Raw genomic sequence first — 22,953 nt, 5'->3', positions numbered from 1 at the left:
TTCACGCCGTGTCTAAATCGGGCTTGGAGGGAGGTATCTGACTGAGGAGCTCCCCAAATCTAGCCCTAGACATATTCCACATAACCCTCACCCCGGCCCACCAGTGTCTGCCAACCCTCCAACCCCCTCGCTTGACGCCGCCAACACCACAACCCGCTCGTAGTCCCTCGGCGGATACTCGATAAAATTCGGAAGCGCCTTCACAAGGAGCTCCGCCCTATCTACGCCCACCGCCAGAAAGACGTCGTCGAGAAGCACCGCCACCCTCCCCCTCCCCAACCTAACTGCTCTCGCCGCGAGCTCCAGTAGCTTGTCTAAAACCGCCGCGGGTAAATTCAGCACCTCGGCAACGCCTCTGGCGAGCTCCCGCAGATCTTCGGTGGATAGTAGCCGCCCGCCGGCCCACTCCGCCGGGCTGTAATAGATCACGCCGTAGCCCTACCCCTCAAGGTCTCGAAGCGCCGTCTTTCCATAGTCCTCCGGTTAGTATATCAACATGGGCTTATGGATCCCGTTTGTCTCTAGGCACTCATTGTTTTCCATTCGTCACGCCTAGAGACAGGCGGAAAAACGGTCTGGCGCCAAATTTATAATTTTCTACATATAGAAATGTCGTGGGGGTTTTGCCTAAACCTTGGCTTGACTTGGCAGGGTACAAGAGGGTGAGACTTGAGGAGGCTAGGGCTGAGGCTGAGCTGGCTAGAAAGTTCCTTGAGCAAGGTCTGTTGCGAAACGCCGCCGGTAAGGCGTTTCAAGCGTGGAAGGCTTTAGTGGCGGCGCTTGCCACAGAGAGGAGGGAAGAGCTGGCCAAGCTGTACCCTGGCAAGGTCAGGCTGAGAGGCAGGAGGGCGAGGGTCGACAGGGTAGATTGGATTATTGCAGTTATGCCGACGACATACCTCAAGGAGGTGGCCATGGCGATAGGGGGGAGGGTAGACGCCTTGACAGACAAGGCGCTCTGGATACATCAGTATCAGTACAACGGGCCCGACCCCGAGGGGGTGTTGAGCCCGTATAGGAGCGACGAGACGGCGAAGAGAGACATCGAAACGCTGTTGCGTGGCATCGAGGAGATCCTCTCGTCGCTGGGCCTCTAGGGTAGGAAACGGCCAACTCTCCAACAACTTTTGAAGGTCTCTTGATCTGTTGATTCCCCCGGCGCCCGGTCTCTCCCGCTATATAGACAGAGAGCCCATATCTTTGTATCTAAAGACTCCGAAGAGCTATGACTCCGGTTGGCGTAGGTAGCTGGATATCGTCTGGACAAGTCTTTTTATATCGTCGGTTGCCAACTTGATGTGTGGATATCTGCCGAACCCGGATTTGTCAAGTCCGTTGTATTAAAAATTGTGGAGGTTGACGGCCACGTTTGTCGTAGAGCTTTACCCCGTGGTATGCGCCTTCGCCACGGCGGGCATAGAGGCCGTCTCTAGTGGTAGGCCTTCGGAAGCTACGTGGCTTTGTTGAACACGCCCGCCTGGGTTCTAGAACAGGAGGCATCCGCGGCGCAGAGCTGGCGCGAGGTCTCCCTATAGGCGAAGGGCTCGGCGAGGTATTCGGCGAAGATCAGAGAGACCGCCACGAGGGCCGCCGCTGGATCGATTGCAAGGAGAGACACCAAGGGATGCTTACGAACATAAGGTAAAAGGAGACACGGAAGAGACCCCGCCGGTGTGCCTCCAGAGGTCACTCAACAGGGGACCTTCGCAACAAAGACCCAGAGGGCGAGTATGTCGAGGACAAAGGAGACTGCGGTGAAGAAAGGGTCGCTGGAGAGCCTCAGCGCGAGGGCACCGATCCCCTCGGACAACAAGTCCGGCTAGTTGAACAGATACGAAGCCACTGCGGCTAACGCGGCGAGGAACAAGGCGGCGATTACTGAGAGGCCCCAGGCCACCCAGAAGGCCCAACGCAGCCCCATCCTCCACAGGACGTAGAATCCCCTCAAGATGGGGCGGCGCTCCAACTCGTCTGAAAGGTGGAGCGCTACCTGCCCAGCTTCTGTAGGACTGCTTCGTAAAGCTTCTGGTCGTATGGCTTCTGCTCGAGTAGAGTTAGCTCCTCCACGAGCCTGACTCCGTTGGCGTATTTTAGGTCGTAGATGAAGCGCGTCAGCACGTTTCCGCTCCACTCGTATCTCGCGTAGCCGCTGGAGGAGTACCTGGTAACTATCACCACCTTGCCGCTCTCCCTCTTCACCTCGTAAGGTGGGGGTAGCTGCCCCCTGAGATACTGTAGATATATGTCGCAGGCAACGTCAAGCGTGTAAATGAGTTGTTGATAGTAGCCGGTGATCAAGAATGCTCTGTCTTTTTCTGCCCCCGCGATCTCCACAGACCTCCTCGTGCCGTTGCTGTACTCCAGCTCCAGCCACCCCATGGCGAAGTTCCTGGCCCCCGTGGCTACTAGATACCACCCGCGTCCCCTATATATCAAGCTCCCGTTCCAGTACTCGACATACATAGTATAGTTCAACATCGTGTTGTTGAACACAAGATTGCAAGTCCCCGGCGGCACCTCACCTACCGAGAAGCGTACCGAGACTGGCAGGAAGAATAGTATGGGCACCATGAGGAAGATTATCACGAAGATAAGGATTGTTACGGTTCGGATACCCATAGAGGTCAAGAATTTTTTAAAATTTGAGGCTTAGTTGGTGAAGATGCCGTAGTTCTTTATCACCACTTTTCCCAGGGCGGCGGCCAGTTTAGCTATCTGCTGTAAGTGGCTTGGGGGTGGGTTGCAGTGTTGTCTACACCACTGGGAGTCTCTTGGGTCTGTGGTGGGTGGGCCGAGGAGCGGCTGTATCACCACCGTGACCTCGGTCTCCGCTAGGGCGTTGCTCACCTCCTCTATCCTTTTTGCGTAGGTCTCTAGGGGGAGGTTCGCGACGGGGATTCTGAGCTCGATGGGGATTTTTCTACTTGAGGCGGTTTTTAGGGAGGTGAGGAAGTTCTGCCACAGCCGTTGCCAGTGTGGAACGCCGTACATCTGGTCTGGTATTTTTAGGTCTGTGGCTAGGTGGTCTACCTCGTCTATGACTTTTTCTAAGGCTTTGGTGAGGGGGGCGTTGGTGTTGAGGCTTCTGGCCACGCCGGCTTCCCCAGCCCTTTTGAAGAGGTGTCTCAGCTCCTCCGCCTGTAGCAGGGGCTCTCCGCCTGTGACGTGTAGATAGTCTATGTAGGGCTTGGCGCGGGCGAGCTCGCCCAGGAGTCTCTCCACGTCTAGCTCGCCGCAGTTCTGCCGCTCGGCTCCACCAGACTCGCGGCGGGGCTTCCAGAGACAGCCGGCCCATTGCGTACATCCCCCACACAGAGACTACGGCAGAGTTTAGAGAACCCCGGAAAGAGTATGACGGATCTTAGCTCAGTCTAAAACCGGCGCTACGCCGGCGTTGAAAAGACGGCGGAGCCGCTGGGGTGTAGCAAACCGATTTGGCTAAAGCCCTAGTTTATCCGAAGCCGAGAGTTAAACTTATAAATATGAGGTTTAACTTTGCCGTGACAGAGCGCGGGGCGTCGAGGGCTGTGCTCAGGGTCTATAAGAAGGGGATTGTGGCCCTGCCCAAGGCTCTAAGAGAGGAGGCGGGGATCAAAGAGGGCGAGGAGGTCGTGGCGGAGGTCGTGGGAGGAGCTATCGTGTTAAGGCCGCTCAAGCCCAGGGTGGTGGATGTAAGCCCCGAAGAGGTGGAAAACGCTGTCAAGGAGGAGAAGGAGGAGTGGGACAGAAGGCTAGATGCGCTTAGGAAAGAAGTTGGTACTTGACACAAGCGTACTAGTTGAGTACATCGTCGCCAAGTCCCCCTACAGGGGCCTCGTCGAAAATATCTTTCAGAGAGCTACAAGGGGGGAGCTAGAGCTCTACGTAAACGCCATCACCCTAGCCGAGACGCTGTATGTCGCGTCAAGGATCTACAACACGGCTGGAGTGGAAGACCCCAACGGAGAGGCTAGAAACTTCGTGACGTGGATCACGAGAAGAGCCGATGTGCTAGACATAGACATACACACGTCGACCCTAGCCGGAGAGCTCAAAAAGAGGCTAAAGATAGCGCTCCCGGACTGCCTCGTGATAGCCGCCGCCAGGAGGATCGGGGGCACGCCCCTCTTCAAGAAGATTGAAGCCGAGATGCGGGACGCCCTAGACGAGTGTCCCCCTACCTCTCTCTTGGCCCCTCCCTGGGGGACTTAAGGGCCCGCCCCGGGTGCACCGGGGCGAGAGGGCGGGTCATACGGGGGCCGGCCGCCAGTTGTTTATATTGTAACAGTTTGGCGCCCCCGTCACCGCCCCGGGGCCATGTGCCATTTATGAAGCAAGAAAACTTACGAGGTTAAAAGTGTGAGGGTCGCCGGTGCGGAGGAAAAAGTGGGTTGTTTTGTTTTCTGGAGGATTTCCCAGTAGCGTTTTTCTGCCCATATCATGGGGACGTTGTCGCGGTGCGCTCTGAAGCCGCACGAGGGACAGCGCATGAAGCGGCCCCTCTCCTCTGCCATCTTGGCTCCACAACGGGGGCAGATGGTCGAATACAGCCGCTCCTCCACATACGGAAGGCCGTACCATCGTGCCGACTCCTTCAGTCTCCTCCTTAGTTGGCCCAAGCCGTCGAGGAGGTGTTTCTTATCGCCGCTCCTCTCCTTCAGCTCTCGGTACGTGTCGTCCTCCACTGCGTCAACTACGACGGCGGCTTGGTGCTCCCTCGCCAACTTTATAATCTCGCGGGCGGCGTTTATAACGACGTCGCGGATTACGCCGTAGCGCTTTGTCTCAAGCTTCCACAGCTGCCTCTGGAGGTCTAACGCTCTACGCGGGTCTTCGTCCTCGTCCACGCGTGCGAGGACTCTACTCAACTGGCTTATATGGGTGTGGATCTTCTCAAGCTTCCGTATCCGCTCCCTTTTGGGGAACTTCCACAACTCCACGACACGACCGTCGACCACGAGACCAACCTTTACGTAGTGGTCCAACCGGTTGACGTCAACGACAAGCGCCTTGGGCTCTATCTGTTGAACTTCGCGGGCGAACACCAGGGCGATGTACAGGTCGCCGTATGTCGGCTCCTTCTCACCACCTCTCTTCTCAATGCCGAAGAGTGCCAGTTTTAGTCTGGCGCCCTCCTGTAGTCTCTCTCTTATCCAAGAGATGTCGCCCTTCTTCAACTCGACAGCGAAAGGCGGTATGCCCAACTTGCGCACTCTGACTACGCCGCTCTTTAGGTCGACGAAGACGGCCATGCTCACGTCTCTCTCGCTTTCAACTCTAAGCTGGGCGTCGAGCGGAACCGCCCGGTGGAACACCACATCGCGCCAAAACACCCTGGCTTTATCCACGAAGTACTTCTTGAGACCGTACTTTGGAAACACCTCCTCAATTATTCGGCGCGCAAACTCTCTTCTGTCCGGCGTGAGGAGTCTATCCAACTCCTCCGTCGTGATTCTTGGCTCCTCTTGTCCCGTCAGCTCCTTCAACAGCCTTTTGACGTGTTCCTCCACCGCCAAGCGCATCCTTACGGCGAGGTCAAGGACGTCTGGACGCTCCTCGACCAACCGCCAGGGGATTCTGATCTTCAGTGTCCTGTAGACTTGGCCCATGGGTGTGTATGTGGAGTGGCTGAAATCTCTGTTGGTTATAAAAGGCGCATGGGGGCAGGCCAAAAGTTTCACAAGACAAACCCACGGCGCCGTGCCCAGCCTCAGAGTTGGCGAAACCCGCCCCCTCCCCTGGACCCGTTTTTCAACCCGTCCACACCTCTAACGCAACCTCTTCACAATTTCTACTCCCTCGGTTCACCTGCCTGACAGCGACGACGTCAGGCAGGTTAGTCGAAATAGTTGAAAGGGCGTCTCTGGCTTTCTGCGCATGTGGCGGGGGAGGTGTGAAGTTGTTGCATACATCGTCTCGTCGCCGGGCGGATACTAACCGTGGTTTCCCCGTTATAGCCTTCCCCAAGACCAACGCCCTACCCGCCCACAACGGGGTCTCCACACCTAGCTTTTCTCCCTCGCGCCCTGTATGCATATGAGCCAACTCTACTAGACGAGCTCCGTAGGCTAGGGACGGCGTTCCTCAAGAGCTCCGTTAAGCGGATCTCCCGCAGGGACATCCATCGTCGGCCTTCGTCAGCTATGCTTCGCACCTCTCCCACCTCCCTATCGCGACCCCTAGATCTACGCCGCACAGAAATCACAAACAGTTAGGAAACATAAAAAGGAAATGTCCCATGGATGGGAAACCATCCCGGTGCCCTCGGTGGCCGGCCGGCGGACGGGGCAAGCCGGCGCCCAGACAGGCGGCAGACGGGCGGAAGGCACGGCCAGCGCAACCTCAAGAGACATCGGCAGTGAGGCTGGCTAGGGATTTTGAACCTAGTGGAGAGCGTGATTTAGTAAAGCATTCAGCAAGTCTTACACCGGCGCGGACTGACGCCGCTGGGGCGGCGGAGGGTAACAAGGAGGTGCCCACCGCCCCCTTTACGTGGTTGACAGATCGCGGGTATCCCCCATCTGAAGGCGCTTGTGTCTTCCCCGGTGGTTCCCGGGATCCGTGTGTTGCTGGGTCTGCGGGAGGCGCCACGGGGGTCTTGGCCTTAGGTCTGCCAGAGCGCTAGGCCGCCGAGGGGTTACTAGGTCAACGCCCGAGCGTAGAGCCTGCGCTTGCCCAAGTGACGGCGGCTGAGAATATGAACTCTAAACTAGACCTGTAGAAGCGCTCCCTTTTGAGGACGTGGCCGAGCTCCACGGAGGCTATGGGCGTATTGTCGTAGACCTTCAGCCCCATGTGTCTCACCACCTCCTCCACATATGCCCCCAGGACGGCCCAGTACCTCTCCATGTAGTCCACGGGGAGGTCGTGGGGTAGCTCGGGCGAGGCCGGCTCCGGGACCCACTCCACCTCCGCCTCCACGCCGAGGGCATCCAGTATCGTCGTCGGAGAGGGGCTCGCCCTTCTCTACCGGTCTACCCCCGTACCCCAGAGACACCGCAAGTCTCCTCAAGTTTGCCAAGGCCTCCCAAAGAGGAGCTCTGACGTAGTCTTGCGGGGAGAGGATGCTCAAGGCCCCCACGTCCTCAACCCAGCCCGAGCCGGGAGGTAGAACATAGGCCTCTAGAAGATCCTCTCGTTCCACAGCTGGGTGAACTCCTCGAGATCCTTCAAAACCTTTCCATAACAAATACTTATATAATGTTTCTATATCCCCTCGCCGCGCTGAAGCGTCCATAGACGTACTCCGGAAAACCCAAACCGACCCCATGCGCCGAAGCCCCAACGCGCAGGCTCTAACCTCTGAGCCGCGCCACCTTATCCGCCAGCTCCACGAGCTTTTCCAAGACCTCCTCCCTCTTTGCCCTCTCCCTTAGATAGGCCCAGTCGATTTGCTCCCACTGGGCGGCGAGCACGGCTGCCGCTCTTTCGCAGTCAGCCGGTGAATTCCACCAAACGCAGGCGGCGAGACTTGAGACGACGGAGTCCTCAGGCGACTGAACGTAAAGCCTAGAGCCGCAGGCCCACAGCTCCTTCACCCTACCCAAGTATTCAAAACCAACGAGGTCTAGGTAAAGAGGGCTTGGCCCCTCCCACACTCTGGACACCCTCCGCCAACCCGCCGCGTTGGCCAACGCCGTGAAAACCTCCAAAGCGGCCTGGGGGCTGTGCGTATCTAACACAAAGTCGACGTCTCCGGTCCTATATACTCCGCCGCTGTAGAGCTCCACGGCGAAGCCGCCTACGATTACAACTCGGCCAAGGCCCCTTCTCTCAAGCTCCGCGTTTAATCTGGCAAGGAAGGCCACTGCAGAGCTACAACTGTTCCTCGAGGACATAGGCCCCGTCTACGTACCTCGCCCGGTACCTCACATGCGGCTCCCAGCTCCTAAGCGTGAAGACGTCCCTCGAGAGCCACAAGACGTTTCTACCAGCCCTAGCCGCCATTACCACGATCTTCTCCAGCCTCTCCTCGGCCACCTGCAGCGGGAACCTCCTCACCACGTCCCCCTCTGCGTCATGCCTTAAAACTTTTTACATCTACCAATCCTCACCCATGTGGAGTTCAAGCCCATATACTACGCCGTTCTCAAATCGCTATCTCGGGACGGCAAAACCGCGGGGAGAGCTAGCTGAGGAGATAAACGCCATTGTGATAAGGGGCGGCGAGGTGGTGGCCTACGCCGAGGTCTTCTTCGGGAGGTTGCCCTACGGGCCCTGGGCGGAGCTCTTCAAACCTGCAGGTCTTGGGTACGCCGGTAGAGACGGCTTCCCCAGTCGCCCAGAGACCCCTGATCCACTCACCCCTGTGGTTCAGCACCCTCCCCCGGACGTCTGTATATATTCCGCCCATGAAGTAGTGGACGGCCGGCCTCACGGGTATCAACTCCGTGGTTGGATCAACCCCGGCATAGGTCTTGGAGAGCTCCAGGAGGAGGGGTAGCCTCTCCTCTAGCCTCTTCCTATCTATGTGCCTAACGTCGAGACCTACGTAGCAGAGGCCCGACTCGTGGAGGAACCCCCTACCCTCCATGCACTCGGTGATTATTGCCCTAGACACTACGTCCCTCGGCGCCAGCTCCATCTTCTCGGGGGCGTACCTCTTCATGAACCTCTCGCCGTGTCTATTCACGAGGCAGCCCCCCTCGGCCCTGGCGGCCTCGCTTATCAATATGCCGCTTGGGACCAGCGCCGTGGGGTGCCACTGGACAAACTCCATATCTCTCAGCGCCGCGCTTGCCTTAAGCGCGTAGCCCAGAACCTCGCCCGTGTTTAGCCACCCCATGGTGGTCATACGGTAGAGTCTCCCCGCGCCTCCCGCCGCGATGATGCCGGCCTTGGCCACAAACCCCACCAGCTCTCCCCTCCTCATGTCTAACGCCACCAGGCCGTAGAAGACGTCGTTTTTCACCACTAGCGTCGTGACAAAGTACTCTTCGTAAAAGTGGATATTGTGGAAAGACTTGGCATATCTATATAGCGCTGTCATTATGTAGAATCCTGTCCTATCCTTTGCAAAGACCGTCCTAGGCTTAGACATACCGCCGAACATCCTCAGACTATAGGTTCCATCGGGGTCTCTGCTCCAGAGCACCCCGATGGAGTCCAGGAACTTAACCTCGGCGGGGGCCTCCCTCGCCAGCACTATAGCCGCCTCTTGATCCACCAGGAAGTCCCCGCCCTTCACGGTGTCATAGGCGTGGAGCTCCGGGCTGTCGCCGGTCTTCTCCGGGTGTACCACCGCGGCCATCCCGCTCTCGGCAGAGATGCTGTGCGACCGAGGGCCCGACGTCTTGGTGACCACGGCCACCGAAACCCCCCGGAGGGCTGCGGCAACTGCTGCTCTCAGTCCAGCTAGGCCGCTGCCTATTACCACTACGTCATATATAAGTAAATCCATACATATGCTTATTTTTATGGTTTAAATCGATTTTTTATAATTACAAAAAATGAAGAAAATGTTAATTTTCTATAATCTAGTTTTTATAACTTTTCTATCTCAGACTTCCTATGCAGTTCGGACGCCCCTGGTGGCTCGGGACCCCTCATTCTAGCTAGTCTCCTTGCTATCGCCTCGGCTCCCTGGAAGTCATATAACCTTGAGAAGACTATCTTCTGCGCCGCGGGAGACCCTGCGCCGTGGACTGACTCTATGAGGAAGCCCACACTGATACTTACGTTCTCCAGTAGTCTAAGCATCCTAAGCCTATCCTCTGCCGTGAACTCCGGCACGCCCTGGAGGTATTTTTCAACGAGGTGTTTAATCTCGGAATTCTTGAGGTCGAACTCGCTAGGCGCCGTCCCGATTATGCCGCCTGCAATGTCATGTGCTAGCCTTGCTATTTCATAAGGGAACCTAGACACCAAGTGTTTCGTGACGTTGGCATACATCGGGTTTACCCACCAGCCACCGTCTTTCAGTAGCTTCTTCCCCTCCCAGCTGGCGGCGAGACCGGCGCTGTACATGCTCTCGTTTAGAAACACCATCTCGGTCAACTTATCCACGATGTTGGGCTTGTCAGCGACGCCGATCTGCTTCGCCAGGTTGTAGGCCGCCCCTATGATCACGTCGCCCAGCCCCGACTTACATCCAGCGTAGCCCTGGCGGTGGAAGGCGGAGAAGACCTCCACCAGCGGGCCCGCCCACTGCCACTCCTGGTAGAGGAAGACCCTGTCCCAGGGCACGAACACGTCCTCGAATATTATGAGGCCCTCGTGGTGGGACATATACGGCAACCCGTCGATGTCGCCCTCGGCCTTCCTCACGTCGTTTATCTGCCTACCCACTACGACCGTGACGCCGGGGCTGTCCAGCGGCACGGCGAAGGCCACAGCGTAGGGGGCATCCTTCTCAGTCATAGCCCTGGTGGGCATCACGATCACCTCGTCGACTAGGGCCACGCCGGTGATGTTGGCCTTCGCGCCCCTGACGATTATGCCGTCGTCTCTCTCCTCCACCACTCTGACGTAGGCGTCTGGGTTGGGTTGCTCGTGGGGTCTCAGAGACCTCACGCCTCTCGCGTCTGTCATAGCCCCGGCCAGCGCAAGGTCCCGTCTTTGAACCTCCTCTAAATATTGAAAGAAGCGCTCTCTGTAAATCGGCTTACCCTTCTCGGCCATCTTCCCAGTGATTATGTATAGCGTATTTAACGCGTCCCACCCGACGCACCTCTGGAAGCATGTCCCAGTCTTGTGGCTGAGGGCTCTGAGCAACTTGACCTTAGCCACAAGGTCTTGGGGGCCCTGGTGTATGTGTACAAACCTGTTTATCTCCTCGTTTATAAAGGGGCTGTAAGCCCTGGCCAAGTCGCGGGTGTCCTCCTGGAATGCGGCATCGAAGGTAGCCTTAAAGGAGAGGAGAGACGGCTTTAGAAAGAGATTTGTTGTCACGTCTTCAACTCTCTTGCCCATAACATATACCTTTACATGTCTCCTATTTCGAAGACCTTCGACGTATTGTTCCCCTGTACGTAGCCCCATGCCATTGCGGCAAGAGCCATATATAAAGTTTCCAAGAAACTTTATAATATTAAATAATTATAAAAATTTTCACATTTATATTATATCAGAAAAATTATTAAAAGACTATGGAAAGAAACTGTGATGAAAGATGTAAAAGATTTAATTGTTATAGTTAATCCAGCTACAGAGGAGGTAATCGCCGAGCTTCCCAAAGCTACGAGAGAAGACGTGAGAAGGGCCATAGATGCGGCGTGGGACGCCTTCGCCAGCTGGTCGGCCCTACCGCTGAGGAAGAGGACCCGCGTCTTGCTGAAGACCGCCGAGCTTGCCGAGACCGCCAGGGAGGACCTCCTCAAGACCCTGGTGGCGGAGTCCGGGAAGCCCATTAGAGACGCCGAGGCGGAGATCACGAGGGCGATAGACATCTTCCGCTCCAGCGCGGAGGAGGCCAAGCTGATCCTAGAGGGGTCGGTCCCCAGGGTAGACGCCTACGAGTACCCAATCGGCAACGAAAACAGACTCGTGGTGGCCGTGAGAGAGCCCGTGGGCGTCGTCGGGGGGCCCTCAGCTACAACAACCCCGCCTCCACCTTCGCCCACAAGGTTGCCCCCGTCATCGCGGCGGGGAACACAGTCGTCGTGAAGCCCTCCTCCTACACCCCCCTCACCGCCCTCAAGTTCCTAGAGATTATGAAGAGGGCTAGGGTGCCCGAGGGCGTGGTAAACGTAGTTGTAGGCAGCGGGGAGGAGGTCTTCGACGAGCTTATCCAGAGCGACAAGGTCGCTGGGATAAACTTCACCGGCAGCACCGCGGTGGGGCTACAAGTGGCAGCTAAGGCCGCCTCCAGGGGGAAGAAGTTCATGATAGCGCCCGGAGACTCCGACCCGGCCGTGGTATTTAAAGACGCCGATTTAGACGCAGCGGCTAGGATCGTCGCCAGAGCCCGGTACGAAAACGCGGGCCAGAACTGCAACGCCACCAAGAGGGTTTTCGTGGAGCGGGAGGTCTACCCCAAGTTCGTAGAGCTCCTCCTCGGCTATGTGAAAGCCATAAGAGTGGGCGACCCCATGGACTACAGCACAGACATGGGCCCCCTCATCTCCGAGAAGATGGTGAAGGCCATGGACAGCGTAGTGAAAGACGCCCTCGAGAAAGGCGCCAAACTGGCGGCGGGGGGCAGGAGGATGAACAGGAGGGGCTACTTCTACGAGCCCACCGTCCTCCTCTTCGACGGCGACGCCGAGGCTAAGGCGCTTAGGGAGGAGGTCTTCGGGCCGGTTCTGCCCGTGGTGCCCTTCGAGGGGGAGGAGGAGGCCGTCCGCCTCGCCAACGCCACCCAGTACGGCCTACAGTCTGCTGTCTTCACCTCGGACTACAAGAAGGCGCTTAGGGTGGCGAGAGCCATAAAGGCGGGGGCGGTCATGATAAACGAGAGCACCAGGGTGAGGTTCGACGCCCTCCCCTACGGCGGCGTTAAGATGTCGGGCTTCGGCTGGAGAGAGGGCGTGAGGTCGACCATGATATACTACACAGAGCCCAAGTTCCTCGTCTTCGGGCTTTGATATGTCCGCGGAGTTCATAGAGGTATACAAGAAGTCGCTGGAGGACCCCATCGGCTTCTGGGAGAAGCAGGCGGAGAGACTGCACTGGAGGGAGAGGTGGAAGAAGACCTACGACGACTCCAACCCCCCCTTCTACAGGTGGTTCGTAGGCGGCAAGACCAACATCTCCTACAACGCCCTAGATAGGCACGTTAAAGGCGGGAGGGCCAACAAGGCGGCGTTGATCTGGGTCTCGGCGGACGGCGCCACCAGGGTGCTCAGGTACTGGGACCTCTACAGAGAGGTCAACCGCTTCGCCGTGCTTCTGAAGAGCCTCGGCGTAGAGCGGGGCGACAGAGTGGCGATATACATGCCGATGATACCCGAGGCCATGGTGGCGATGTTGGCCGTGAACAGAATTGGGGCGGTGCACACAATGATCTTCTCAGGCTTCGGCCCCCAGGCGCTCGCCGAGAGGATAAAAGACGCCGAGGCCAAGGTGGTGATAACCGCAGACGGCATGAGGAGACGCGGCAGGGTGATCCCCCTGAAGCCCACCGTAGACGAGGCGCTGAAGATTGTGGGCAACGACATATTCACGGTGGTGTATAAACACACGGGGGTCGAGGTCCCCATGAAGCAGGGCAGAGACCTCTGGTGGCAAGAGGAGATAGCCAAGATCCCCCCAAACACCTACATAGAGCCCGAGTGGGTGCCCGGGGAGGCGCCGCTCTTCATACTGTACACCTCCGGCACAACCGGCAAGCCGAAGGGCATACTCCACTTACACGGCCAGTATATGGTGTGGGTATGGTACGCCTTCAACCACCTCACCGGAGCCGAGAGGGAGTTCAGAGAGGACATAGTCTTCTTCTCCACAGCCGACATAGGCTGGATCTCCGGCCACCACTACGGCGTCCACGGCCCCCTCCTCAACGGCCTGACCGTGCTATGGTACGAGGACGCCCCCGACTACCCCCACCCCGGCATCTGGTGGGAAATCGCCGACACCTACAAGGTCACACACATGTTGTTCTCCCCCACCGCCATCAGGCTGTTGATGAAATACGGCGACGAGTGGCCTAGGAGGTACAAGCTAGACAGCCTAATGGCCCTCTACTCCACCGGCGAGGTCCTCAACGAAGAGGCCTACAACTGGATGAGGCGGGAGATATGTAGGGGGAGGTCCGACTGCCAGATAGCCGACATATGGGGCCAGACCGAGACCGCTTGCTTCGTCACAGCCCCCGGCTCCATGAACCTAGGCGGCTTCCGCTACAAATACGGCTCGGTGGGCATGCCCTACCCCACCCTCAACCTGCAGATCCTAGACGACGACGGGAAGCCGCTTCCGCCCGGCGCCAAGGGACACGTGGTGGCCAAGCCGCCGCTGCCCCCGCCTTCTTACACACGCTGTGGCGTGACCCGGAGAGATACGTCAAGTCCTATTGGTCCCGCTTCCCAGGCTACTACTACACCGGCGACCTCGGCTACATAGACCAAGACGGGCACCTCCACATAATGAGCCGCTCCGACGACGTGATAAAGGTGGCCGGCCACAGGCTCTCCACCAGGGAGGTGGAGGACATACTCACCAGCCACCCCGCCGTCGCCGAGGCCGCCGTGGTGGGCGTGCCAGATGAAGTCAGAGGCGAGGTGCTGGGGGTCTTCGTGGTGCCCAAACAAGGCATGAAAATCACGGAAGAGGAGGTGGTTAAACACCTCAAGAACTCCCTTGGCCCCGTCGCCGTAGTTGGAAAAGTCGTGATACTGGATAAGCTCCCCAAGACCAGGACAGGCAAGGTCATGAGGAGAGTGCTGAGGGCTATGGCCACCGGGCAACCCGTGGGCGACCTAAGCACCCTAGAAGACGAGGAGGCCCTTGAGGAGCTAAGGAAAAAACTCAGCTAAACCCCGCCAAACGTCTTTAACACGAATTTTTGAAAATACGTGTATACCTTTCCCAACCTGTTTCTAGGTCGTTAAACAGGGTAGGCCCCAGGGGGACCGGCCTGGGGGGAAAGCGTTAGGGTACGACTAGAGGCCTTATGGCTTTGCCGCTTCTCAACGCCTCCTCCACCTGGGGGTCGGCGGGCTGACCCTGGGATAGACCTCCTGGACGGGAAGCCCCACGAGAGATCTAGCCACACCTCTTACGTTGGCGCTGGCGGCCCTAATCACGAGGACGTCGGGCCGACCTTCCTGAGGATCTCCTCGCTTAGGCGGTAGTCCATGCATGTAATTACGAGACACATGTAGAACTTAATATTTTTAAGCTTAGGGTGGAGTTTTTCGACAGCGTGGTGGACAAGGAGGCCGTGGCAGAGATGATGCTGAGAGCGTTGAAATATATGGCAGACGCCCTAGCGGCCGGAGTAGTTACTTCCAAGGGGATTTCGGCCCTTGACCAAGAGATAGATAGACATAGGCTGAGGATGAACAGGCTCTGTGTGAAGTGGCCCACGCCGACTTGCCCCTTCTATATACAGTTGGCTAGGTACTACGAACGTGCGGCCGACCACCTGGCCGCTCTGGCCTCCGAGGGAGCGGAGAAGCCGCTATTTAGGCTTTTAGCAGATGCCATCGCTGGACTAGAGAAGGCGAGGGGAGGCGTAGAGGATATTCTTGACTACCTCAAGAGCCTAGGGAGGTTGCGGCATATAGCCCTTGAGATGGCCCAGAGGGAGAGAGGCGATACATGTAGTCAGGGTTTTGGACTACTTGGAAAACTCAGCCGAGGTGTACATAGACATGGCCCTCTACTTAGTGCACTAGTGCAGAGGTAGCGACAAACACTAGGTAGGCGGCGGCGTAGGCCAAGGCCAGCTGTACCACAGCTGAAAGCGCCGTTGCCTTTGCGCCAGCTGTTCTGTAAACGGCGGCTAGGGTGGCTACGCAGGCGGAGTAGAACGCCGAAAAGACAAGGAAGGCCGAGACCGAGGGCAGCGGCAGAGCCGCCAGTGCGTCCAAGGCCTTGAGCCCCTCCATGAGGCCAAGCACCACCTCCTTGAACACCCAGCCCCCCACGAGACTCGCCGCCACGTTCCATGGAAGGCCCAGGGGGGCAAACAGAGGCTCTATAGCTCTGCCGAACTCTGCCAGATATGACGCGGCCATGTCCTCTGTGTATCCGCCGGGACCGAAGTGCGTCAACGGCCACAGCGCGACGACAAATATGGCGATTAAAAGCACTACTTTTATCAAAAAGTCTTTCATAGAGGTGGCGAGTTTTGTTAAATATATACGGCCGTTTGGCAACATGAGGGGCGTCGGCGGCACCTCTCCGGCGGGCGCCGGCTTTACGCCAAACATTAACCTAAATACAGCGGAGGCGATCCATACTATGGCAAAGGCGGCGGCGTAGGGCAGGAAGATCGCCAGGGGGATTAAGTAGGGCGTTTTTGTCAAAGCGGCGACAGCCACTGCCGTAAATATCGCCAACCTAGCCACGCACGGCACGTAGGGGACGAGGAGGGCTGTCAACAGCCTGTTTCCATGGCCCCAGAGCACTCTCGCTGTAGAGACAGCCGGCACGTTACATGACGCCCCCACGAGGAGACATACCACCCCCCTCGGCGGTATGCCCAGTGCCGCCAGCCTTCTTTCTAATTTATACGTCAATAGCCCTATGAGGCCGCTGTCTTCAAAAAACAGCACTAGGGCGAGTGCCACCAGGACATACACCGAGATAGACACCACGGTAGAGAGGGCGTCCCAGAGGCCGTCTGCTAGCAGAGAGGCAAGGATGGGGTCGCCGACAGATGCCTTAATCGCCTCGGCCACAGATTCGCTAATAGAATCCCACGTGGGGATAAACGCATATGGAAATTCGCCAAAGGGCGTCACCCCCTCCATGAAGGCGAGTAGGAAAAACAACATGGCCAACCCAAGCGACAGTAGGGTGGCAACGGCAAAGGGGGGTCTGGCGAAGATGCCGGTCTTTAATGCCGCAACCGCCGACACTTCTATGTGAACATCTCCCGTAATTTTGCCCCCCGCGCCTTTTGTCATTAACTCGGTTAATTTATTTATACCAACGCGTTTTACAGCCGAGGTAAACACCACCGGCACGCCAAGTATCTTAGACAACTCCTCCTCAGTCCAAGGCGGCTTTGCCAAGTCCACCATGTTGTAGACGAAGATTACGGGCTTTTTCTGACTTACCAACTTCGCAAGCTCAATCGCCTCTTTTATTGCATGTGGCGCCGCCACTACTATAACGCCGTCGTAAGTCCCTTCAAACGCCTCGCGGAATGCAACTTTTTCATCTTCATCCACGGGACTCTTTATATTGATAATCCCTGGGAGATCTACCACTTCAATTGTAACGCCTCCCCGCCTTATCGACGCCCTTTTTATCTCCACAGTGGTACCTGGGTAATTTGCAGTTCTTACATATATCCCAGTCAAGGCGTAAAAAAGCGAAGACTTCCCCACGTTAGCCGGCCCAGCAAGAGCATACCGGAGTGTAGCCATGTCAACATTAACATTGTGAATATTTAAGCCTTTTTGACAAAGTTAAATTCTAGAGAAAACCAGTTCTAGTTCTGATTCAAAGTTTCTCCAAAAGCTTCCATAGCCACACGGTAAGTCTTTACCTTTCTTCTAGCCAAGACTTGTGAGATAATTGAAGAGCTTTGAGTATATGCTACTTGAGGACACGACGCATGTCGAGCTTACTAATGGCTGTCCGTAACGGAAAAATAACTCTCTAGTCTCTGTCTGAGGAAACTCAGCCGAGGGCCACCGCCGAAACTTTCGGCCTGCCCCCATACGCCTTCCATAACTAGCAGAGATCTCACTCCCAGCCGTAGAAATAGCCATGAATGCATACAGAACGCTGAGGGTGGAAATTCCCTGGCGGTTGGTAGAAGAGAGGCGTTGACGCACGAGGTAATCGGGGAGACGTTTTAGAGATATTAATATGTATGGGGGACGGCGTCTCGATGGCGTGGGTGTGGGAGAGGTGTCGAGAGTTGGTAGAGAAGGTGTGACAAGCCGCCTCCCCGGCGGCCTCTCTACTACACATAAACGACGTCCAGCCCCCTAAGGCGGCAGACAGAGATAAAAACAATCAGACATCCAACCCCCACACAAGCCCCACCCCAAGACAGGCCCCCAAACCCCCAAAAAGAGGTCAAGAAAGAGATAGGGGGATGTGTTTCCCATGTCTACTTTTTCACAATTTCTAGGGCCTCTTCTCTCAACCCCATGCGTTGTTCACAGAAGATCCTCCTATCTATCTCCTCTACACGTCCTATAATAGGCTTAAACTCCATTTTGTTAAATATATCTCTTTCTACATCTACGCCTGGCGCCACTTCTACAAGCTCTACTCCATTTTGCATAAGTTTAAACACAGCTCTCTCGGTAATATACCACACCTCTTTCCCCTCTTCTCTGGCGTAACGCCCACTGGATACGATCTTGTAGACTTTGTTAACAAATTTGGTGATAGCGCCGTCTTCCTCTATAACTAGAGTCTTTTACCTTAATTTCTCTTCTTCCTGCAGTAAATCCGCCGGCGAAAAACAGTCTTGGCGAGCCAATTGCAATTATGGGAAATCCGCCGGGGCCTGGCATTCTGCCGGGGAGAAATGCCGGATTTTACATTCCCCTCTTTATCTATTTGTAAAAAGCCAAGCGATGAGGCGTCTATAGCTCCGCCTTCATACAGGATAAATTGTTCAGGCATTGGAATTACGGCGATTGGAAATTTACTTACTGTGAGAAAAGACGACGATAGTTGTAGATTTTTGGCACCGCCATGGGCCATTAGCCCCCCTTTGCGGCTCCCGGCCCTCTCCGGGGGGCTTGGGGCCTGCCTGCGGAGACGCCCGGAGGGGCGGCCGCGGGCGAGGGGGCTCGGGTCGTTGGGGGCTGGCTGTGCCCCCTAGTCGCCGGGCCCCAGGGCCGGGGATGTGGCTCATGAATGTGAAACAGTTACGAGGTTAAAAGTGTTATGGTCGCCGGAGTGGAAAAAACGGGTTGTTTCTGGAGTAGCTCCCAGTACCTCCTCTTTGCCCATATCAGTGGCACGTTGTCTCTGTGGTCTGAGAAGCCGCAGGTGGGGCAGTGCATCCGCCTGTTACTCAGCTCCTCCATCTTCGCACCACAACGGGGGCAGATGGTCGAATACAGCCGTACCACTGCGCGAGCTCATTCAACCTTCTCCTCAGTTGTCCCAAACCGTCTAGGAAGTGTTTCTCCTCCCCGCTCCAGTCCCCCTCCTTCAGCTCTCGGTAGCTTTCGTCTTCTATCGCGTCCACCACGACGGCGGCGTTGTATGCCTTGGCGAGTTCAATTATCTTGCCCACGACGTCTTTAACGACACCTCTTATCTTCCTATACCGCCTGGACTTGAGGTAGCGGGCTCTGTCCTCAAGCCGTCTCCTTCTGACGGGGTCCGCCTCCCTCGCGGCTCGTTCGTCAAGGCGGCTTATCTCCTCGTGAAGTCTCCTCAGCTTCCTTATCACGCCCTCGTCGGGAAGTCTCATCCGCCTTACGATCTTGCCGTCTTTTACAACGCCCACCATTATGCCGTGGTCAAGACGGTTCACGTCGACAACGACAAGCGCCCTGGGCTCCACCGGCGTCACCTCTCTGGCGAAGACAAGGGCAACGTAGAGTCTTCCATAGGTCGGCTCCTTCTTACCACTTCTCTTCTCAACGCCGAGAAGCGCCAATTTGAGCCTCGCGCCCTCCTCCAACCTCCGCCTAATCCAAGCGACGTTGCCCTTCTTCAGCTCGACGGCAAAAGGCGGTATGCCCAACTTCCGCACTCTGACTACGCCGCTCTTAAGGTCGACGAAGACGGCCATGCTAATGTCTCTCTCGTCCTCAATCCTAAGTTGGGCGTCAAACGGAACAGCCCGGCGGAACGCCACGTCGCGCCAGAACAGTTTGGCTTGCTTTACGAAGTACTTCTTGAGACCGCACTTGGGGAACACCTCCTCAATTATTCGGCGCGCAAACTCTCTTCTGTCCGGCGTGAGGAGGCTGTCCAACTCCTCCGCCGTGAGTCTGGGCTCCTCTCGTCCCGTAATCTCCTTTAACAGCCTTCTGGCGTACTCCTCAACCGCAAGGCGCATCCTTACGGCGAGGTCTAGGACGTCCGGCCGCTCCTCGACGAGACGCCATGGGATTCTGATCTTCAGCGCCCTGTATATTTGGTTCATACGCGTAAAGGGCGTGGGGGAGAAAAGCTAGTTGAAGAGACGCCCTTTCAACTATTTCGACTAACCTGCCTGACAGCGACGACGACAGGCAGGTGAATGTTTCAACTCCGGCGGAAGGCCCAGAGTGTGCCGAGGGCCGCGGCGGAGAGCGCCGTCACCGCCACAAACGCCCAGAGGACTGTCTCAGAGCGTGTGATGGCGTAAGCGACGGCCCACACCGCGACTGTGGCGACGGCCATCGCCGCCAGAAACACGTCTAGAATCCGCATGGCGCGGTTGCACAGGCGGGGAGAAATGCGAGAGAGACGGAAAAAAAGAGGTGATCTACCACTCCTCGTCCTCCTCCTCTTGTTCCCACTCGTCCCGTTCCCATTCCATTTCAAATATTTCCCACAACTCCTTTTCCTCCTCCTTCTCGTTTTCCTCTTCCGGAAAACAATACTCTTGACACGAAACAAGTACTGGATATCCTGGGGAAAACGGATCGGGTATTAGGGCAAAACACCCACTGTCTTCAGTTGTTTTTATATACACTACGTCATCGCCACATGGTTGTATACTAACCAGATCTCCTCCCAATTCGCTGATAGCGTTTTCAAGTAATTTAGGGAATTGGGTTTGGCTCATATGCACATCTGGGGGCTGGGAAAAAAGGGAGAGTTATCTTCTTTTCGCAAGCGCAATTGCCCCAACTATCCCTAGGACAGCTCCGACTCCCAACGCGACGTAGCTGATGGGGTCGACGTACGGCACGTAGACCGTCTGCGTGCCGTTCGGCACATAGATCGTCTGTGTGGCGTTCAGCACGTAGACTGTCTGCATGGCGTACGGCACGCAAGCGGTTTGCATAACAATCACCGTGATTGTGACATATTGTGTCACCGTCTTAGTGACTGTGGACATAGTTGCGCTGATCGCCAGAGCCGCAAGTGCCAACAATGCCAACGTGGCTCTCCCTACCATAGAGAAAATGTGGGGTTGAAAGCGTGTTTATTTTTCGCGGGATTTTATCTCCCAGAGGACTGCGTTTAGTCTCTCTTGGCTGTATGGGCTGAAGCTGTTGATGTAGGCCTCGACTCTCATTTCTAAGAGCTCGCCTGAGGCGGATTTTACCACAGTCTTTTCGTACCGAAATCTGCTAGACATATCAACGAATTCTCGTATATCGGCCCCCTCTCGCCGTATAGAAGTTCAGCATAGCGCCCCTCTATCTCCATCTCTATTTCATAAAGCTTGCCTTTTCTACCAGCATGTTCGCAGTCGCCCAACTCCTTCACTGCGGCTTTAAAGCCCGACACTTCTTTCTTCAAGATCTGTCTGGTAATTGGATGCATCGGGAGCTCATCTACCCTCGTCTTCTCCACTTGACACTCGTCGTTCATACAAGTCATCATGTAGTAGATGCCGTCTTTTACAACCCCGGCCCCGGTGAGTCTGAATTTAAAGAGTAGGTACTCTACCTCAAACTTGTAAGCCGCATACCCCTCGTCGCCTTTAACGCCGACTATCATCCACCCGCTCAACGGGATCTTGTCTTTGCCATATACTGCATAGTCAGAAACTGTGTAATTGGCCTCGTAGGATATGGAGCCGCTGTAGATGCTGCCGGTGTTGAAAAACAGAATGAACACTGCGGCGACCGCCACGCCGACCGCCAGAGCCAACAACGCTACAGCCTTCCTCATGCAGAAAAACTGTTCAAGGTGAAAAACGTGATATTCCCAGGGCTTCGGGAGCGGGCCGTGTTTCTCCTCGGCGTCTCTTATGGCATATAGGCGGCAGTCCTCGCCCTTCGGCACCTTGGTGCAGAAGTCCCTATGGAGGCTGGGCAAGTCGTCCCAGACGAGACGGGACAGCGTGGGCCAGAGCCTCCAGGCGTGGGCGTACATCTGCCAACAGACGTGTCTAATCTCGGCCTGGGCGGCGTAGGCACACCTCAAGGGGACGAAGTTCAACAAGAGCTCCCTGGCGTTCATCTGGACGGCGAAGAGGACGGCGGTGGCGTTGGGGAGGACCATCCTGGCGTACTCCGGCCTCCAGCCCTCCCTAAGTCTCACATAGTCCTCGTAGGCCCTCTTGAGGAGGTCGGCGGGGAAGCCCCTGGGCACTACGAACCTAACCTCCCTCCGCGCGTAGTCGACGTAGCGTTGCGACTCAGACCAGTAGGAGGCGAGCCTGTGTCTTATGAACTGGGTGTGACAGGCGCGGGAGCACTCCACGAGAAACTGAGCCCCCATGAACTCGAAGACAGACCAGTGGCCCTGCCTGTAGAAAGCCGAGATGCGCCTCGCCACGACGTCGCCGCCTTGCTTAAGCGCCTCCTCTAGGGAGACGCCCCGGTAGAGCACATCTGTAAGAGCTGAGACTAGCGACTCAGAACCCCACGAGCCGATCAGCCGGACGGCCGGCGTCTCTCTGACGTACATGACGTGAGGAGAGGTAGGGAGAAAAAAGGATGTTAGTGGTAGAGATATATCTCCTCCCACTCCTCCCTGTCGAGATACTGATCAACGTCAACCTCCCTCTCTCCACTGCCCGTCGTCGTATATGAACAGCCGCTCCGGCCACGGCGCGTCTGGGTGGGGCCAGAATTCCGCCTTGAGAAACTGGGGGTACACGGATATGTCCACAATATGCTTGCCGTGGCGGAAGGAGATTATTGGAATAAGGTAGTAACTCACCCACACGGACTTCGGCATGCCGAACATGTCAAAAAATTGCCCTAACGCAATGCCTAGTTTCCCTAGCACGTACCCTCTGTAGTCCCTCGTCATGTAGAGCGAAAAGAAGTAGCCGTCGTCGGCGTTGACGATCCGGTGGGGCGGCAAGGCGTCGAGGTCGCGCTTGTGGACAAAGAGAAATCCCCTTGCGTGTGGTATCGACACAAAGCGGTGGACAATGAGTCTTCTGACATCGTCAGCGGACATAATAAACGCAGTCCTATCCCTCTCTTTGACTGGGCGCATGTGGCAAAGCGGGTGTTTGGCAAAAAGCTAGGGGGCATGCAAGATGTAGGCTCCGATTGCGTATTTGCGCTTCTCCACGTAGTACACCGTTTTGTTGAAGAAACTGAAGTTGACAACTAGTCTTCTCGGCCCCACCTCAACGATGTCGGCCGGTGGCCACCTCAAAGCTGGAAGTCCGGCGGTGGATATATTCCACGTGCTTCCCTTCACAACACCGGCCTTCCCCGGGGGAGCTCGGGGCACGCGCCCGAGCCGCGCACGCCACATGCTTCGGTTTAAGCTTCAAGAGCCCCCTCTCCTTGTTCTCTATGCCGTGTCCCATCGACG

General features: G+C 56.5%; 22 protein-coding genes and 6 pseudogenes. 8 read left to right on the top strand and 20 right to left on the bottom strand.

Features of this window, described 5'->3' with window-relative positions; all coding sequences use genetic code 11:
• Positions 1 to 87: 87 nt before the first annotated feature.
• Positions 88 to 429, bottom strand: coding sequence for an ATP-binding protein (locus ACZ49R_RS08485; protein ID WP_464732709.1), 342 nt, complete (start codon positions 427 to 429; stop codon positions 88 to 90).
• Positions 430 to 614: 185 nt separating this feature from the next.
• Here ACZ49R_RS08485 and ACZ49R_RS08480 point away from each other — a divergent pair, with 185 nt between their 5' ends.
• Positions 615 to 1,097, top strand: a complete 483-nt coding sequence (locus ACZ49R_RS08480; RefSeq protein WP_464732708.1) for a PaREP1 family protein — start codon at positions 615 to 617, stop codon at positions 1,095 to 1,097.
• Positions 1,098 to 1,432: 335 nt separating this feature from the next.
• On the top strand, positions 1,433 to 1,645 hold the full coding sequence (locus tag ACZ49R_RS08475; RefSeq protein ID WP_464732707.1) for a hypothetical protein: 213 nt from the start codon (positions 1,433 to 1,435) through the stop codon (positions 1,643 to 1,645).
• Between the two features lie 341 nt (positions 1,646 to 1,986).
• Here ACZ49R_RS08475 and ACZ49R_RS08470 read toward each other — a convergent pair whose 3' ends face one another.
• Together ACZ49R_RS08470 and ACZ49R_RS08465 are read right to left on the bottom strand one after the other, a co-directional pair.
• Positions 1,987 to 2,463 (bottom strand): hypothetical protein, encoded by a 477-nt coding sequence (locus ACZ49R_RS08470; RefSeq protein WP_464732706.1) that lies wholly within the window; start codon positions 2,461 to 2,463, stop codon positions 1,987 to 1,989.
• 186 nt (positions 2,464 to 2,649) lie between these two features.
• A complete protein-coding gene (locus ACZ49R_RS08465) occupies positions 2,650 to 3,315 on the bottom strand; it encodes a radical SAM protein (RefSeq protein ID WP_464734114.1) in 666 nt (221 codons plus the stop codon).
• Between the two features lie 167 nt (positions 3,316 to 3,482).
• On the opposite strand from ACZ49R_RS08465, the gene ACZ49R_RS08460 reads away from it, so the two are divergent.
• Positions 3,483 to 3,764 carry an AbrB/MazE/SpoVT family DNA-binding domain-containing protein gene (locus ACZ49R_RS08460; protein WP_464732705.1) on the top strand — a complete coding sequence of 94 codons (282 nt, stop codon included), beginning with the start codon at positions 3,483 to 3,485 and terminating at the stop codon, positions 3,762 to 3,764.
• Positions 3,736 to 4,191 carry a type II toxin-antitoxin system VapC family toxin gene (locus tag ACZ49R_RS08455; protein ID WP_464732704.1) on the top strand — a complete coding sequence of 152 codons (456 nt, stop codon included), beginning with the start codon at positions 3,736 to 3,738 and terminating at the stop codon, positions 4,189 to 4,191. The genes ACZ49R_RS08460 and ACZ49R_RS08455 overlap by 29 nt, the downstream gene beginning before the upstream one ends.
• A 131-nt stretch (positions 4,192 to 4,322) precedes the next feature.
• Here the strand turns inward: ACZ49R_RS08455 and ACZ49R_RS08450 are convergent, their stop codons facing one another.
• From ACZ49R_RS08450 to ACZ49R_RS08420, 7 genes and pseudogenes are all read right to left on the bottom strand, one after another.
• Positions 4,323 to 5,588, bottom strand: a complete 1,266-nt coding sequence (locus ACZ49R_RS08450) for a zinc ribbon domain-containing protein (RefSeq protein ID WP_464732703.1) — start codon at positions 5,586 to 5,588, stop codon at positions 4,323 to 4,325.
• Positions 5,589 to 5,730: 142 nt separating this feature from the next.
• The gene (locus tag ACZ49R_RS08445; RefSeq protein WP_464732702.1) at positions 5,731 to 5,982 is read right to left on the bottom strand and encodes a hypothetical protein; all 252 of its coding nucleotides are present in this window, start codon (positions 5,980 to 5,982) and stop codon (positions 5,731 to 5,733) included.
• Between the two features lie 642 nt (positions 5,983 to 6,624).
• Positions 6,625 to 6,888, bottom strand: a complete 264-nt coding sequence (locus tag ACZ49R_RS08440) for a hypothetical protein (RefSeq protein ID WP_464732701.1) — start codon at positions 6,886 to 6,888, stop codon at positions 6,625 to 6,627.
• 386 nt (positions 6,889 to 7,274) lie between these two features.
• Positions 7,275 to 7,817, bottom strand: a complete 543-nt coding sequence (locus ACZ49R_RS08435; protein WP_464732700.1) for a nucleotidyltransferase — start codon at positions 7,815 to 7,817, stop codon at positions 7,275 to 7,277.
• Entirely contained in the window at positions 7,795 to 7,983 is a 189-nt protein-coding gene (locus ACZ49R_RS08430; protein ID WP_464732699.1) for a hypothetical protein, read from the bottom strand. The genes ACZ49R_RS08435 and ACZ49R_RS08430 overlap by 23 nt, the downstream gene beginning before the upstream one ends.
• Positions 7,984 to 8,230: 247 nt before the next feature.
• Positions 8,231 to 9,379, bottom strand: a pseudogene (locus ACZ49R_RS08425) (FAD-dependent oxidoreductase); the annotation flags it as partial.
• An 83-nt stretch (positions 9,380 to 9,462) separates the two neighbouring features.
• Complete coding sequence (locus ACZ49R_RS08420) at positions 9,463 to 10,959, bottom strand: 4-hydroxyphenylacetate 3-hydroxylase family protein (RefSeq protein ID WP_464732698.1); 1,497 nt, start codon at positions 10,957 to 10,959, stop codon at positions 9,463 to 9,465.
• A gap of 123 nt (positions 10,960 to 11,082) precedes the next feature.
• Between ACZ49R_RS08420 and ACZ49R_RS08415 the strand changes: the two are divergent.
• Positions 11,083 to 12,503: pseudogene (locus tag ACZ49R_RS08415) on the top strand (aldehyde dehydrogenase family protein).
• Position 12,504: 1 nt separating this feature from the next.
• Positions 12,505 to 14,393, top strand: a pseudogene (locus tag ACZ49R_RS08410) (acetate--CoA ligase).
• Between the two features lie 153 nt (positions 14,394 to 14,546).
• Here ACZ49R_RS08410 and ACZ49R_RS08405 read toward each other — a convergent pair.
• Positions 14,547 to 14,735, bottom strand: coding sequence for a hypothetical protein (locus tag ACZ49R_RS08405; RefSeq protein WP_464732697.1), 189 nt, complete (start codon positions 14,733 to 14,735; stop codon positions 14,547 to 14,549).
• A gap of 29 nt (positions 14,736 to 14,764) precedes the next feature.
• Between ACZ49R_RS08405 and ACZ49R_RS08400 the strand changes: the two genes are divergently transcribed.
• On the top strand, positions 14,765 to 15,268 hold the full coding sequence (locus ACZ49R_RS08400; RefSeq protein ID WP_464732696.1) for a hypothetical protein: 504 nt from the start codon (positions 14,765 to 14,767) through the stop codon (positions 15,266 to 15,268).
• Here ACZ49R_RS08400 and ACZ49R_RS08395 read toward each other — a convergent pair.
• Positions 15,246 to 16,958 (bottom strand): FeoB small GTPase domain-containing protein, encoded by a 1,713-nt coding sequence (locus ACZ49R_RS08395; RefSeq protein ID WP_464732695.1) that lies wholly within the window; start codon positions 16,956 to 16,958, stop codon positions 15,246 to 15,248. The genes ACZ49R_RS08400 and ACZ49R_RS08395 overlap by 23 nt on opposite strands.
• 448 nt (positions 16,959 to 17,406) lie before the next feature.
• Between ACZ49R_RS08395 and ACZ49R_RS08390 the strand changes: the two genes are divergently transcribed.
• Entirely contained in the window at positions 17,407 to 17,532 is a 126-nt protein-coding gene (locus ACZ49R_RS08390) for a hypothetical protein (protein ID WP_464732694.1), read from the top strand.
• A gap of 121 nt (positions 17,533 to 17,653) precedes the next feature.
• On the opposite strand, the pseudogene ACZ49R_RS08385 reads toward ACZ49R_RS08390, so the two are convergent.
• The 8 genes and pseudogenes from ACZ49R_RS08385 to ACZ49R_RS08350 all read right to left on the bottom strand — a co-directional run.
• Positions 17,654 to 18,189, bottom strand: a pseudogene (locus tag ACZ49R_RS08385) (acyl CoA:acetate/3-ketoacid CoA transferase); the annotation flags it as partial.
• Positions 18,190 to 18,425: 236 nt separating this feature from the next.
• Positions 18,426 to 19,660: pseudogene (locus ACZ49R_RS08380) on the bottom strand (nuclease/transposase family protein).
• A 101-nt stretch (positions 19,661 to 19,761) separates the two neighbouring features.
• The gene (locus tag ACZ49R_RS08375; RefSeq protein ID WP_464732693.1) at positions 19,762 to 19,929 is read right to left on the bottom strand and encodes a hypothetical protein; all 168 of its coding nucleotides are present in this window, start codon (positions 19,927 to 19,929) and stop codon (positions 19,762 to 19,764) included.
• Between the two features lie 55 nt (positions 19,930 to 19,984).
• Positions 19,985 to 20,287, bottom strand: coding sequence for a hypothetical protein (locus tag ACZ49R_RS08370; protein ID WP_464732692.1), 303 nt, complete (start codon positions 20,285 to 20,287; stop codon positions 19,985 to 19,987).
• A gap of 33 nt (positions 20,288 to 20,320) precedes the next feature.
• Positions 20,321 to 20,623 carry a hypothetical protein gene (locus ACZ49R_RS08365; RefSeq protein WP_464732691.1) on the bottom strand — a complete coding sequence of 101 codons (303 nt, stop codon included), beginning with the start codon at positions 20,621 to 20,623 and terminating at the stop codon, positions 20,321 to 20,323.
• Between the two features lie 27 nt (positions 20,624 to 20,650).
• A complete protein-coding gene (locus ACZ49R_RS08360) occupies positions 20,651 to 20,776 on the bottom strand; it encodes a hypothetical protein (RefSeq protein ID WP_464732690.1) in 126 nt (41 codons plus the stop codon).
• A 605-nt stretch (positions 20,777 to 21,381) separates the two neighbouring features.
• Positions 21,382 to 22,086: pseudogene (locus ACZ49R_RS08355) on the bottom strand (FAD-dependent thymidylate synthase); the annotation flags it as partial.
• A gap of 87 nt (positions 22,087 to 22,173) precedes the next feature.
• On the bottom strand, positions 22,174 to 22,626 hold the full coding sequence (locus ACZ49R_RS08350) for a hypothetical protein (protein ID WP_464732689.1): 453 nt from the start codon (positions 22,624 to 22,626) through the stop codon (positions 22,174 to 22,176).
• Positions 22,627 to 22,953: the final 327 nt, after the last annotated feature.

It is taken from the genome of Pyrobaculum organotrophum (assembly GCF_055384425.1).
The sequence above is the reverse complement of the archived record's forward strand: the minus strand, read 5'-3'. Positions and strand labels throughout refer to the sequence as shown.